The 13,534-nt window shown below is 61.3% G+C and carries 12 protein-coding genes and 6 tRNA genes; 17 read left to right on the top strand and 1 reads right to left on the bottom strand.

Going from position 1 to position 13,534, the window contains the following annotated elements:
* Window positions 1–9 precede the first annotated feature (9 nt).
* The 7 genes from tmk (at window position 10) to HU736_RS09790 (ending at window position 5,798) form a co-directional block, all read left to right on the top strand.
* The gene (gene tmk, locus HU736_RS09820; protein WP_186700115.1) at window positions 10–642 is read left to right on the top strand and encodes a dTMP kinase; all 633 of its coding nucleotides are present in this window, start codon (window positions 10–12) and stop codon (window positions 640–642) included.
* Window positions 635–1,621 carry a DNA polymerase III subunit delta' gene (locus HU736_RS09815; RefSeq protein WP_103438118.1) on the top strand — a complete coding sequence of 329 codons (987 nt, stop codon included), beginning with the start codon at window positions 635–637 and terminating at the stop codon, window positions 1,619–1,621. Before tmk ends, HU736_RS09815 begins: the two co-directional genes overlap by 8 nt.
* 31 nt (window positions 1,622–1,652) lie before the next feature.
* On the top strand, window positions 1,653–2,435 hold the full coding sequence (locus HU736_RS09810) for a TatD family hydrolase (RefSeq protein ID WP_186700117.1): 783 nt from the start codon (window positions 1,653–1,655) through the stop codon (window positions 2,433–2,435).
* Between the two features lie 405 nt (window positions 2,436–2,840).
* Entirely contained in the window at window positions 2,841–3,476 is a 636-nt protein-coding gene (locus tag HU736_RS09805; protein ID WP_101321468.1) for a TetR/AcrR family transcriptional regulator, read from the top strand.
* A 108-nt stretch (window positions 3,477–3,584) separates the two neighbouring features.
* Window positions 3,585–4,553, top strand: a complete 969-nt coding sequence (locus HU736_RS09800) for a GTP 3',8-cyclase MoaA (protein ID WP_186700119.1) — start codon at window positions 3,585–3,587, stop codon at window positions 4,551–4,553.
* 66 nt (window positions 4,554–4,619) lie between these two features.
* Window positions 4,620–5,225, top strand: coding sequence for a DUF4823 domain-containing protein (locus HU736_RS09795; RefSeq protein ID WP_101321464.1), 606 nt, complete (start codon window positions 4,620–4,622; stop codon window positions 5,223–5,225).
* Window positions 5,226–5,237: 12 nt separating this feature from the next.
* On the top strand, window positions 5,238–5,798 hold the full coding sequence (locus HU736_RS09790; RefSeq protein WP_186700121.1) for a DUF1285 domain-containing protein: 561 nt from the start codon (window positions 5,238–5,240) through the stop codon (window positions 5,796–5,798).
* A 36-nt stretch (window positions 5,799–5,834) separates the two neighbouring features.
* Here HU736_RS09790 and HU736_RS09785 read toward each other — a convergent pair whose 3' ends face one another.
* Window positions 5,835–7,031 (bottom strand): amino acid aminotransferase, encoded by a 1,197-nt coding sequence (locus HU736_RS09785; protein WP_186700123.1) that lies wholly within the window; start codon window positions 7,029–7,031, stop codon window positions 5,835–5,837.
* Between the two features lie 279 nt (window positions 7,032–7,310).
* Between HU736_RS09785 and uvrB the strand changes: the two genes are divergently transcribed.
* From uvrB to HU736_RS09735, 10 genes are all read left to right on the top strand, one after another.
* Window positions 7,311–9,326, top strand: coding sequence for an excinuclease ABC subunit UvrB (uvrB, locus tag HU736_RS09780; RefSeq protein ID WP_186700125.1), 2,016 nt, complete (start codon window positions 7,311–7,313; stop codon window positions 9,324–9,326).
* A gap of 146 nt (window positions 9,327–9,472) precedes the next feature.
* Window positions 9,473–10,954, top strand: a complete 1,482-nt coding sequence (gene gltX, locus HU736_RS09775; RefSeq protein WP_186700127.1) for a glutamate--tRNA ligase — start codon at window positions 9,473–9,475, stop codon at window positions 10,952–10,954.
* 245 nt (window positions 10,955–11,199) lie between these two features.
* Window positions 11,200–11,275: transfer RNA gene (locus tag HU736_RS09770), tRNA-Ala, on the top strand.
* A 76-nt stretch (window positions 11,276–11,351) separates the two neighbouring features.
* Window positions 11,352–11,427: transfer RNA gene (locus HU736_RS09765), tRNA-Glu, on the top strand.
* Window positions 11,428–11,480: 53 nt separating this feature from the next.
* A tRNA-Ala gene (locus tag HU736_RS09760) sits at window positions 11,481–11,556 on the top strand.
* Window positions 11,557–11,598: 42 nt separating this feature from the next.
* Window positions 11,599–11,674 (top strand) — tRNA-Glu (locus HU736_RS09755).
* Window positions 11,675–11,738: 64 nt separating this feature from the next.
* A tRNA-Ala gene (locus tag HU736_RS09750) sits at window positions 11,739–11,814 on the top strand.
* A gap of 45 nt (window positions 11,815–11,859) precedes the next feature.
* Window positions 11,860–11,935: transfer RNA gene (locus HU736_RS09745), tRNA-Glu, on the top strand.
* A 170-nt stretch (window positions 11,936–12,105) separates the two neighbouring features.
* Complete coding sequence (locus HU736_RS09740; protein ID WP_103438111.1) at window positions 12,106–12,645, top strand: TetR/AcrR family transcriptional regulator; 540 nt, start codon at window positions 12,106–12,108, stop codon at window positions 12,643–12,645.
* A 22-nt stretch (window positions 12,646–12,667) separates the two neighbouring features.
* Window positions 12,668–13,501, top strand: a complete 834-nt coding sequence (locus tag HU736_RS09735) for an alpha/beta hydrolase (RefSeq protein WP_186700196.1) — start codon at window positions 12,668–12,670, stop codon at window positions 13,499–13,501.
* The last annotated feature ends 33 nt before the right edge of the window (window positions 13,502–13,534 follow it).

Raw genomic sequence — 13,534 nt, 5'->3', positions numbered from 1 at the left:
GGACTGCGCGTGAGCGGCTTGTTTATTACCCTGGAAGGCCCCGAAGGCGCGGGCAAGAGCACCAACCGCGAATATCTGGCGCAGCGCTTGCGCGAGCAGGGCCTGGACGTAGTGCTGACCCGCGAGCCGGGCGGCACGCCGGTTGCTGAACAGATTCGTGAGCTGCTACTGGCACCAAGCGACGAAAGCATGGCAGCGGATACTGAATTGCTGTTGATGTTTGCGGCGCGTGCCCAGCACCTGGCCAAGGTCATCCGCCCGGCGCTGGCGCGCGGTGCGGTGGTGTTGTGCGATCGCTTCACCGATGCCACCTACGCCTACCAAGGCGGCGGCCGCGGGTTGCCGGTCGAGCGCATTGCTATGCTGGAAACATTTGTCCAAGGCGATCTGCGCCCTGACCTGACGCTGGTGTTCGACCTGCCGATCGAGATCGGCCTGTCGCGCGCGGCTGCCAGGGGCCGTTTGGACCGCTTCGAACAAGAAGGCACGGCCTTCTTCGAGGCCGTGCGCCATGCCTATCTGGCACGGGCCCAAGCTGACCCGCAGCGCTACAGCATCCTCGACGCCGGCCAATCGCTGGACGCGGTGCAGCGCGACATCGACAGTTTGTTGCCGACCATGCTGGAACGCGCCCGTGGCTGAGGCCTTCGCCTGGCAGGATGCGCTCTGGCAGCAATTGGCCGGGCGCAGCCAGCATGCCCATGCGTACCTGCTGCACGGTCCGCAGGGGATTGGCAAGCGGGCCCTGGCCGAGCGCCTGATGGCGCGTTTGTTGTGCCAGCAGCCGCAAGGCGCTGATGCCTGCGGGCAGTGTAAGTCATGCTTGTTGCTGCGCGCTGGCAGCCATCCGGACAACTACGTGCTGGAGCCGGAAGACGTCGACAAGCCGATCAAGATCGACCAGGTTCGCGATCTGGTGTCGTTTGTTGTTCAGACCGCGCAGTTGGGCGGGCGCAAGGTGATCCTGATCGAACCGGTCGAGGCCATGAACATCAATGCCTCCAACGCCTTGCTCAAGAGTCTGGAAGAGCCGTCCGGCAATACGGTTCTGCTGCTGGTCAGCCATCAGCCGAGCCGACTGTTGCCGACCATCAAGAGCCGTTGCCAGCAAGTTGTATGTCCGCAACCAAACCTTGCCCAAAGCCAGGCCTGGCTCGCCAATGCGTTGCCAGACAGTGAACCGGGAGAACGCGAGGAGCTGCTGACCCTGGCGGCAGGATCGCCACTGATGGCGGCCAAGCTGCACGCGCAAGGTGTCCTCGAGCAACGTGCGCAGGTCACCGAGGGCGTGAAAAAACTGCTCAAGCAGCAACAGTCACCGACGCAACTGGCCGAGTCGTGGAACAGCGTGCCGCTGCTGCTGCTGTTTGACTGGTTCTTCGAGTGGTCGCACCTGATCCTGCGCTATCAGATGACCCAGGACGAAAGAGGCCTGGGCCTGGCAGACATGCGCAAGGTACTGCAGTATCTTGCGCAGAAAAGCCGCCAGGGCAAGGTGCTGGAAACCCAGGCGTGGATCCTTGAACAGCGCCAGAAGGTGCTGGGCAAGGCCAACCTCAACCGCGTGTTGCTGCTGGAAGCCTTGTTGGCCCACTGGGTCCAGCTGCCAGGCTCACGCTGACTCCCTTCTTCTATATATGTGTCCTGCTGCCATGCTCGTAGATTCCCACTGCCACCTCGACCGTCTAGACCTGAGTGCCCATGGTGGCTCGCTCGACGCTGCCCTGCAGGCAGCGCGCGAGCGCGGGGTAGGGCACTTTCTGTGCATCGGCGTGAGTGCCGACAATGCCGCCGCGGTAAAGGCGTTGAGTGAACAGTACGCAGATGTAGACTGCTCGGTGGGTATCCATCCGCTGGACCTGGCGCCAGGAGAAACCCCGGCGCTGGACTGGCTGCTCAGCGAGCTTGCGCATCCGCACGTCGTGGCGATTGGTGAGACCGGCCTGGATTATCATTACGAGCCTGAGGCGGCGAGCCTTCAGCAGGCGTCTTTCCGCCTGCACCTGGAGGCCTCGCGGCAGACCGGCAAGCCGGTGATCGTGCATACCCGTGCGGCCAGGGCCGATACCCTGGCGCTGTTGCGCGAAGCCAGCCTGGAGCAGGCCGGGGTGTTGCACTGCTTCACTGAAGACTGGCCGATGGCCAAGGCGGCGCTGGATCTGGGCTACTACATCTCGTTGTCCGGCATTGTCACCTTTCGCAATGCCGAGGCCCTGCGCGACGTGGCCCGCCAGGTCCCCAGCGATCGTCTGCTGGTCGAGACAGACTCACCGTACCTGGCGCCGATCCCTTACCGAGGCAAGCCCAACTTGCCTCAGTACGTGCGCGAAGTCGCCGAATACGTCGCGTCGCTGCGTGGCGTCAGTTATGCACATTTGGCCGAGCAGACCACGGCCAACTTCAAGCGCTTGTTCCCGCTTGCGCGAGTACGCTGATCTGGCAGTCTGATTGGCGGGCAAAAAAAACCCGGATTCTGGGGGAGGAAACCGGGTTAAGACCATTAGGAGTAAACAAAGGCACGCGGTCCCTGAGCGCCTTTATCGGCACGCCACTTGGGGGGATGTGGCGCGTCAACACTTCAAGTATTGGTCAGCTTTGGCACAGTGCCAGCGACAACTGGTCGTTTTTTAAACAGATTTGGAATACGTCGCGGGATGCACAGTGCATTCCCTGCATGCGAGTCACTTCGATTGGCCAATCTGCAGCTTGCCCAATCAATCCCACCGCTTGCGAACTTATCGTGAAACACAGACATGCGCCGATGATCCGTGCAATTTCTTGCAAGATAGGCATAATAATCCGCTTCGATTGTCAGCCAGTCCTCCCCCATGCAGCCTCCCATGCAGAAAGAACCGCGTAAGGTCCGTGAGTTTCGCCGTCGCGAACAAGAGATCCTTGATACCGCCCTCAGACTGTTCCTCGAACAGGGTGAAGACAGCGTCACTGTCGAGATGATCGCCGACGCCGTTGGCATCGGCAAAGGTACGATCTACAAGCACTTCAAGTCCAAGGCAGAGATCTACCTGCGCCTGATGCTCGACTACGAGCGCGATTTGAACACCTTGCTGCACTCGGCCGATGTCGACCGCGACAAAGAAGCACTGTCGCGTGCCTACTTCGAATTTCGCATGCGTGACCCGCAGCGCTACCGGCTGTTCGATCGCCTTGAAGAGAAGGTGGTCAAGGGTAATCAGGTACCAGAGATGGTCGAGGAGCTGCACAGCATTCGTGCCTCCAATTTCGATCGCCTGACTCAACTGATCAAGGGTCGCATCAGCGAAGGCAAGCTTGAAGACGTGCCGCCGTACTTCCACTACTGCGCCGCCTGGGCGCTGGTGCATGGCGCAGTGGCGCTGTACCACTCGCCGTTCTGGAGCAATGTGCTGGAAGATCAGGAAGGCTTCTTCCAGTTCCTGATGGACATCGGTGTGCGCATGGGTAACAAGCGCAAGCGCGACCCCGAACCGAACGCCTGACAGCAACGCCCCGTCACCCTTTGCGGGGCTGTCCGACATGCGAGCTTGCAAAAACCTGATTTATGAGTCAGGTTTTGCACGGTTTATTCTTCCATGTCGGAGTCATCCATGATCGTCGATCGTCAAGGCAGGCGTTTTCGCAACCTGCGGGTCAGCCTGACGGCGGCCTGTAACTACGCTTGTACCTACTGCGTACCCGACGGCAAGCGTTTGGTGGCGGCGCAGGATGAGCTCTCTGGCGAGGACCTGGCACGAGGGGTGGCTTACCTGATCGAGGCGGCCGGCATCGAGCGTCTACGCATCACCGGCGGCGAGCCACTGATCAGTCCCAGGCTCGAAGGGTTTCTCACCGCCATCGCCGGCCTCGACCTGCACGACATCAGCCTGACGACCAACGGCCAGTTGCTGTCGCGGCGCCTGCCGCTGCTACAGGCCGCGGGTGTCCGCCGCTTGAACGTGTCGCTGGATACCCTCGACGCCGCTGCATTTCGCAGCATTGCTCGCGGCGGTGACCTGGCCACGGTGTTGCTTGGCATGCAAGAGGCCAGTGCGGCTGGCATGCGCATCAAGGTCAACATGGTGCCGATGCGCGGACAGAATCTGGATCAGGTCGCGCCGCTGCTGGACTACTGCCTGGCGCGTGGCTACGAGCTGCGTTTCATCGAGCTGATGCGCATGGGCCACCTGGCGCGCGACGGCAATGCCTTTCGCCAGCAGTTGGTCAGCATGCCTGAGCTGCTGACGCTGATCGGCCAGCACCATGCCTTTGAGCAGGCCAGCGCTGCTGTTGATGCCACCGCATTGCGCTACCAGATCCCCGGCAAAGGCTATTTTGGCGTGATCGCCAACGAGAGCGTACCGTTCTGCCGCGCCTGTTCGCGGCTGCGCTTGTCCTCAACCGGCTGGCTGCATGGCTGCCTGTCGAGCAGCAATCGGCACTACATCGGCGACTTGCTTGATCGTCCCCGGCACCAGGCCTTGCCAGCGCTGCAACGGTTACTGGTAAAAGCCTTGGCTGACAAGCAGGAGCTGGCGTTCGCCGGTGGGGTAACGGTAATGAAGGTGATCGGCGGCTGACTCTGGCGCAAAAGCTGCATCTGGCGGTTATTCGCCGGTTTTTCGTCACCGGCCTCTGGAGGAAAGATGCGTAGCCTGGTCTTGCTGCTGGCGCTGATGGCGCTTGGTGGCTGCATGAATGTCAGCGATATGGGCGAAGGTGTTCGCTATCACATGAGCGATGCCGGTCTGCTCGATCATAGCGATACCCAGCGTAGCCTGTCGGTGCGCCTGCAACCGGATTCGTTCATCTATATTGGCCAGGGTGCGTTCGTGCCGCCGGGCAAAGGCCCGCTGCCGCAGCAGAACATCGTCGCCGAAGAGGCGTTCAAGGCTTTTGTCGAGTACTTCCCGCTGGTGCGTCGTGCGCAAGGCCCGCTGGGCCTGGAAGATGCCATCGCCGAAGCCCGCTCGGTCGGTGCCCATTACGTGCTGTATACCCGCTTCGCTCGTACCGACGACCGCATCGGCAATGGTGATGAGTGGTACGACGAACAGGCAGTCGACCGGCTCGGTTGGGACACCGGCGTGGTGCAGATGATGCTCATCGAAACCAGCACTCGCTACCTGATCGACACAGCGCGGATCAAGAGCCGTGGCGGTTTGTTGACGTTTCACGACAATAGCCCGCAGGATTTGCTCGCAGCGCCCATGCGCGAGTACGCTCGTAGCCTGTTGGGTATGAGCCGCTGATAGGAGAGGGTGATGACCGAGTCTGTCGAGACCAATGATCTGTTGGCGCAAATCCCCAAGGGGAGGGGCCCGGCGCCGGTTCACCTGTGGAACCCGGATTTCTGCGGCGACATCGACATGCGCATCGCCCGTGATGGCACCTGGTTTTACCAGGGCACGCCAATTGGCCGTAAACCGATGGTGCGGCTGTTTTCCAATATCCTGCGCCGTGACGGTGATGATTACTTTTTGGTGACGCCGGTCGAGAAGGTCGGCATCCAGGTCGATGACGCGCCGTTTGTGGCGGTGTTGCTGGAGGTGATCGGTGCGGGGGAGGCGCAGGTTTTGCGTTTCACCAACAATGTTGAGGATGTGATTGAGGCTAGCAGTGCGCATCCGTTGCGAGTCGAGGTGGATCCGGTTACGCAGGAGCCTGCGCCGTACATCCTGATGCGCAGCAACCTTGAGGCGCTGTTGCATCGCAATGTGTTCTATCAGTTGGTTGAGCTGGCGGTGCCGCGCTTGCTGGGCGGCGATGAATGGCTCGGGGTGTGGAGCCATGGCCAGTTTTACCCGATTGGGCGTGCTGGCTGAAAACAGTTGGGGGCTGCAGAGCAGCCCCCAACTGCATCAAAGTACCGCGACGATAGCTTTGGTCACTACGTGGATGTTGCTCTGGTTCAGCGCAGCAATACAGATACGGCCAGTATCCAGCGCATAGATGCCGAACTCATCCTTCAGGCGATTGACCTGCTCGGCAGTCAGGCCCGAGTAGGAGAACATCCCGCACTGGCGACCGACAAAGCTGAAGTCGCGCTTGGCACCATAGGTAGCCAGCAACTCGACCATCTGCTTGCGCATGCCGTGAATGCGATTACGCATTTCGCCCAGCTCGTCTTCCCACATCTGGCGCAGCTCAGGGCTGTTCAGTACGGCAGCGACGATGCTTGCGCCGTGGGTCGGCGGGTTGGAGTAGGTGGTGCGGATAACCCGCTTGACCTGCGACAGCACGCGGGTGCTTTCATCCTTGGAGGCAGTGACGATCGACAGCGCGCCGACGCGCTCGCCATACAGCGAGAACGACTTGGAGAACGAGCTGGAGACAAAGAAGTCCAGGCCCGACTCGGCGAACAGGCGTACGGCGAAGGCGTCTTCGGCGATGCCGGCGCCAAAGCCCTGATAGGCCATGTCGAGGAACGGCACATGGCCTTTGGCCTTGACCACTTCCAGGACGTTTTTCCAGTCGTCCAGGGTCAGGTCGACACCGGTCGGGTTATGGCAGCAGGCATGCAGGACGATGATCGAGCCCGACGGCAGCTGGTTGAGGTCTTCGAGCATGCCGGCGCGGTTGACGTCGTGGCTGGCAGCATCGTAGTAGCGGTAGTTCTGTACCGGGAAACCGGCCGTCTCGAAAAGCGCGCGGTGGTTCTCCCAGCTCGGGTCGCTGATGGCGACGACGGCATCAGGCGACAGGCGCTTGAGGAAGTCTGCGCCGATCTTCAGTGCGCCAGTGCCGCCTACGGCCTGCACGGTGACTACGCGGCCAGCGGCCAGCAGTGGCGATTCGGCGCCGAACAGCAGCTTCTGTACAGCCTGGTCGTAGGTGGCAATCCCATCGATCGGCAGATAGCCGCGCGAGGCATGCTGTGCGGCACGCTGGGTCTCGGCTTCGATCACTGCGCGCAGCAGCGGGATACGGCCTTCCTCATTGCAGTAAACGCCGACGCCCAGGTTCACCTTGACGGTGCGCGGGTCGGTGTTGAAAGCTTCGTTGAGGCCCAGGATAGGGTCGCGGGGTGCCAGCTCGACAGCGGAAAACAGGCTCATTGTTACCTTGGCTCTGAATGGAGTGTGATAGGGCTTGCACGCTCCAGCCGAATGCACTGAAGCGGTGCACAAACGGGGAGTCAGTATAGAGATACGCGCCGACCGCTGCGACCATCGGGCGCGGGTTTTCCGGCGTTTTTTCGCAATTTTTTTGGACCATTGGTCTAATTGCCCGGTCCACAGAAACACACGTTCACATCGCCAGCCGCGAAGCGGGCAATGGAAAGGCCCGTTTCGGTGTAGACTACTGGCTATATTTACAGTTGCTCGAGGTCTGCCATGTCCGAGTTTCAGCTTGTCACCCGTTTTCAGCCGGCCGGCGACCAGCCTGAGGCGATTCGCCAGTTGGTCGAGGGTATCGACGCCGGGCTTTCGCACCAGACCCTGCTCGGGGTAACCGGCTCGGGCAAGACCTTCAGTATCGCCAACGTGATTCAGCAGGTGCAGCGGCCAACCCTGGTGCTGGCGCCGAACAAGACCCTGGCGGCCCAGTTGTATGGCGAGTTCAAGGCGTTTTTCCCGAACAACGCGGTCGAGTATTTCGTTTCCTACTACGACTACTATCAGCCGGAAGCCTATGTGCCGTCTTCGGACACTTTCATCGAGAAGGATGCATCGATCAACGACCATATCGAGCAGATGCGCCTGTCGGCTACCAAGGCCCTGCTCGAGCGACGCGACGCCATCATTGTCACCACTGTGTCGTGCATCTACGGTCTGGGCAGCCCTGAAACGTACCTCAAGATGGTCCTGCACATCGATCGCGGCGACAAGTTCGACCAGCGCGCGTTGCTGCGGCGCCTGGCCGATCTGCAGTACACCCGCAACGAGATGGACTTCGCCCGCGCCACCTTCCGCGTGCGCGGTGATGTCATCGACGTGTACCCGGCCGAGTCAGACCTCGAGGCGATCCGCATCGAATTGTTCGATGACGAAGTGGAGAACATCGCCGCCTTCGACCCGTTGACCGGCGAGGTGCTGCGCAAGCTGCCACGTTTTACCTTCTATCCGAAGAGCCACTATGTAACCCCGCGTGAAACCCTGCTTGGGGCAATCGAGGGCATCAAGGAAGAGCTCAAGGACCGCCTTGAGTACCTGCACAAGAACAACAAGCTGGTCGAGGCGCAGCGCCTCGAGCAGCGCACCCGCTTCGACCTGGAAATGATCCTCGAGCTGGGCTATTGCAACGGTATCGAAAACTACTCGCGCTACCTGTCTGGCCGGCCTTCCGGTGCGCCGCCTCCCACCCTGTACGACTACCTGCCTGCCGACGCCCTGCTGGTGATCGACGAGTCGCACGTGAGCGTTCCGCAGGTCGGCGCCATGTACAAAGGTGACCGTTCACGCAAGGAGACTCTGGTCGAGTACGGTTTCCGTCTGCCATCGGCGCTGGACAACCGGCCCATGCGCTTCGATGAATGGGAGTCGGTCAGCCCGCAGACCATCTTCGTTTCGGCCACCCCCGGTCAGTACGAGGCGGAGCATGCCGGGCGTGTCGTCGAGCAGGTGGTGCGGCCGACCGGCTTGGTTGATCCGTTGGTAGAAATCCGCCCGGCGCTGACCCAGGTCGACGACCTGCTATCGGAGATCGGCAAGCGCGTGGCCGTTGGCGAGCGCGTGCTGGCCACCACTCTGACCAAGCGCATGGCCGAAGACCTCAGTGACTACCTGGCCGACCACGACGTACGCGTGCGCTATCTGCACTCGGACATCGACACTGTCGAGCGGGTAGAGATCATTCGCGACCTGCGTCTGGGTACCTTCGATGTGCTTGTGGGGATCAACCTGCTGCGTGAAGGCCTGGACATGCCCGAAGTGTCGCTGGTGGCGATTCTGGACGCCGACAAGGAGGGTTTCCTGCGCTCGGACCGCTCGCTGATCCAGACCATCGGCCGCGCAGCGCGTAACCTCAACGGCAAGGCCATCCTGTATGCCGACCGCATGACCGGCTCGATGCAGCGCGCCATCGACGAGACCGAGCGCCGACGGGCCAAGCAGATCTCCTTCAACGAGGCCAATGGCATCGTGCCCAAAGGGGTGGTCAAGGACATCACCGACATCATGGAAGGCGCCAACATCCCCGGCGGGCGCAGCAAGAAGCGCAAAGGCATGGCCAAGGCGGCGGAGGAGAGCGCTCGCTACGAAGCCGAGTTGCGCACCCCAGGCGAGATCACCAAACGCATCAAACAGATGGAAGAGAAGATGTTCCAGCTGGCGCGCGATCTCGAGTTCGAGGCCGCCGCGCAGATGCGCGACGAGATCACCAAGCTACGTGAGCGGCTGATCACCAGCTAGGTTGCCCGACGGGTTCGGTGATCGGCATAGCCTGCCGATCACCGGCACGCCTGGTCTGACGGCGAGGCGATTGCGCCACCGCTGGAGCCTGATGCCCGCTCCCTGCTAACATCGCGCCTTTGTTTCAACTTCGTTCGAGACCCTCCATGACCACCGTTCGCACGCGTATCGCGCCATCGCCCACCGGCGACCCCCATGTTGGCACCGCCTACATCGCCCTGTTCAACTACTGCTTTGCCAAGCAGCACGGCGGCGAATTCATCCTGCGCATCGAGGACACCGATCAGCTGCGCTCGACCCGTGAGTCGGAACAGCAGATCTTCGACGCCCTGCGCTGGCTGGGCATCGAGTGGAACGAAGGCCCGGACGTGGGCGGCCCGCACGGCCCTTACCGGCAGAGCGAGCGTGGCGAGATCTACGCGAAGTACGCCAAGCAGTTGGTTGACGCCGGGCATGCGTTCTACTGCTTCTGCACCGCAGAAGAACTCGACCAGATGCGCGCCGAACAGATGGCCCGGGGCGAGACGCCGCGTTACGACGGCCGCGCGCTGTTGCTCAGCGCTGAGGAAGTGCAGCGTCGCCTGGCCGCTGGTGAGCCCCATGTGATCCGCATGAAGGTGCCAAGCGAAGGCGTCTGCGTGGTCCCGGACATGCTCCGTGGCGATGTCGAGATCCCGTGGGATCGCATGGACATGCAGGTCCTGATGAAAAACGACGGCCTGCCGACCTACTTCCTGGCCAACGTGGTCGATGACCACCTGATGGGCATCACTCACGTCCTGCGTGGCGAAGAGTGGCTGCCGTCGGCGCCCAAGCTGATCAAACTGTATGAGTACTTCGGCTGGGAGCAGCCGCAGCTGTGCTACATGCCGCTGCTGCGTAACCCGGACAAGAGCAAGCTGTCCAAGCGCAAGAATCCGACCTCGGTCACCTTCTACGAGCGCATGGGCTTCATGCCCGAAGCCATGCTCAATTACCTCGGCCGCATGGGCTGGTCGATGCCGGACGAGCGCGAGAAGTTCTCCCTGGCCGAGATGGTCGAGCACTTCGACCTGTCGCGGGTTTCCCTGGGTGGGCCGATCTTCGATATCGAAAAGCTGTCCTGGCTCAACGGCCAGTGGCTGCGTGAGTTGCCGGTCGAGGAGTTCGCTGCACGGGTACAGAAGTGGGCGTTCAACAGCGATTACATGATGAAGATCGCGCCGCATGTCCAGGGCCGCGTAGAGACCTTCAGCCAGATCGCCCCATTGGGTGGCTTCTTCTTCGAGGGTGCGTTGAAGCTTGATGCAAAGCTGTTCGAGCACAAAAAGCTCTCGCCCGATCAGATCCGCCAGGTCATCCAGCTGATTCTGTGGAAGCTGGAGAGCTTGCGCCAGTGGGAGAAAGACCGCATCACCGGTTGCATCCAGGCCGTGGTCGAATCGCTTGAGCTGAAGCTGCGTGACGCCATGCCGCTGATGTTTGCTGCTATCTCCGGCCAGGCCAGTTCGGTGTCGGTGCTGGATGCGATGGAAATCCTTGGCCCTGACCTGACTCGCTACCGCCTGCGCCAGGCGCTGGATCTGCTCGGTGGTGTGTCGAAGAAAGAAAACAAGGAATGGGAAAAACTGCTGGCCAACATTGCCTGACAGCCAGTTACCCAAGCGGGCTTGCCTGCCCCAGCTGATGCTGGGCGGGCCGGCTGCCGCAGGCAAAATCGTCAGTTGCCGGGGCAGGGCGGTAAGTGATTGTTATCTGTGAAAAATCTTTTGGTTAATTTCAAAAATTCGTTTGACAGCATAGCCATCCGATCTTAATATGCGCCCCGTCCACAGCGATGAACGTAACGAACTGTCAGCAACCCAGCCGGCAATTCAGTTCAAAGCGACATTGTGGGGCTATAGCTCAGCTGGGAGAGCGCCTGCATGGCATGCAGGAGGTCAGCGGTTCGATCCCGCTTAGCTCCACCAAATTCCGATTCTTGGCCAGCACTGCTGGCGGAGAATGAAACCCGGCTCCAGTGCCAGGTTTCACGGTAGAAGGTTCGTCCCCTTCGTCTAGTGGCCTAGGACACCGCCCTTTCACGGCGGTAACAGGGGTTCGAGTCCCCTAGGGGACGCCAGTTTTACACAAGCGATGTCTAACCATGTCGCTGGGCCGCGAGGCTAGAAATCCGGGGCTATAGCTCAGCTGGGAGAGCGCCTGCATGGCATGCAGGAGGTCAGCGGTTCGATCCCGCTTAGCTCCACCAATTTTGCCGCGGTTTGTGCAAACGAACCGGCACGAAGGTTATGTCCCCTTCGTCTAGTGGCCTAGGACACCGCCCTTTCACGGCGGTAACAGGGGTTCGAGTCCCCTAGGGGACGCCAGTTTTACCCGCGTTTTGCGGGGCTTTAAAGGCTCATTCGCATATTGGATGGGCCTTTTGTTTTAGGGGCTATAGCTCAGCTGGGAGAGCGCCTGCATGGCATGCAGGAGGTCAGCGGTTCGATCCCGCTTAGCTCCACCAATATTTGCCAGGGTTCGTGAAAGCGTGCCTGCACGAAGGTTACAAGTCCCCTTCGTCTAGTGGCCTAGGACACCGCCCTTTCACGGCGGTAACAGGGGTTCGAGTCCCCTAGGGGACGCCAATTTTTTCTCGCGTTTTGCGGGGCTTATAAGGCTCATTCGATTATTGAATGGGCCTTTTGTTTTTCTGCCTTCCTGACTTTTTCAATGAAGCGGCCTGAGCTCGAATTTTTCGCTTGCCAATAAATATTATGTGCATCATATTTCACTCATAATATTTATCGGGTGGCTTATGAACGACAAGAAGAGCAAGACCCGCCAACGCATTCTCGATTCAGCCCGCAGCGCGTTGATCCAGCACGGACCGGCCGAGCCCAGTGTCAGTCAGGTGATGGGCGCCGCCGGGTTGACCGTGGGCGGTTTCTACGCGCACTTCGACAGCAAGGACGAGCTCATGCTCGAGGCGTTCAGCCAACTGCTGAGCGAGCGCCGCGGTTTATTCACCCAGATCGATCCAGCCCTGGACGGCGCCGGCCGCCGTGCCCTCGCTGCTGCTTTCTACCTGTCACGCAAGCATCGCGACGCGCTCGAGCAGGCATGCCCGTTGCCCACCTCGCTGAGCGAGATGCAGCGCCTGCCGGAGGCGTTTCGCGAGGCGCTGGCCGAGCACCTGGAGCTGATGACCGCGCAGATGGTCGACCGCCCTGAAGACGCCGACAAGGCGTTGGCCGACCTGGCGCTGATGATCGGCGGCCTGGCGCTGGCCCGGGCGCTGGGCACCAGTGAGCTGTCCGACCGAATCCTGCGCGCCGCCAAGTCGGCGGTCATCTAGGGGCCTGACTGGAGTGTTGATGATGACTACCCTGAGCTGGATTCGCGGCGTCAACGGTACCCTGGGCCGGCTGGCCCCCGAGCATATAGCGGGCAAGATGCGTCGCGCCTTCATGACCCCGCGCAACCTGCCGCCGCGGCAATGGGAGTTGCCCTTGCTGGCGACAGCTGAACGCATCACCTTGCGCTTCGGCCTGTCAGCGCTGCGCTGGGGCCAGGGGCCGACAGTGCTGATGATGCACGGTTGGGAAGGGCGCGCAACCCAGTTTGCCGCGTTGATTGAAGCGCTGGTGGCGGCCGGGCATACCGTGGTGTCGCTGGAAGGGCCGGCCCACGGACGTTCTCCGGGGCGCCAGGCGCATGTGGCGCTGTTTGCCCGGGCGCTGCTCGAAGCCGCTGCCGAACTACCACCGCTGCGCGCCGTGATTGGCCATTCCATGGGTGGCGCCAGTGTCTTGCTGGCGCTGCAATGGGGCTTGCGCACCGAGGCTGCGGTCAGCATTGCCGCGCCGGCGCAACTGCTCGGGGTATTGCGCGGTTTTGCCCAGAGGCTGGGCATGCCGGCGCGGGCGCGGGCGGCGTTTATTCGCCAGGTCGAGCAGGAAGTCGGCCTGCAAGTCGCCCGGCTTGACGTCAACGGCTATCAACTCGAGCTGCCGGGTCTGATAGCGCACGCCAGTGATGATCCTCTGGTCGCTGCCAGCGAAGCGCAATTGATCCACAAGGCCTGGTTCGACAGCCGCTTGCTGATGCTCGAAGACGGCGGCCACCAGCGTGTGCTGGCAGACCCGCTCCTGGTCGAAGGCGTGCTTGAGCTGCTGGCGCGCGCTGCTACACCAGCACGCCAAAGCGCGTGAGCATCCGGTACACTCAACGCGTTCAATGACCTT

The sequence above is a fragment of the Pseudomonas shirazensis genome (assembly GCF_014268785.2).
GTDB lineage: Bacteria > Pseudomonadota > Gammaproteobacteria > Pseudomonadales > Pseudomonadaceae > Aquipseudomonas > Aquipseudomonas shirazensis.
This window is presented reverse-complemented; position numbering and strand designations above follow the sequence as displayed.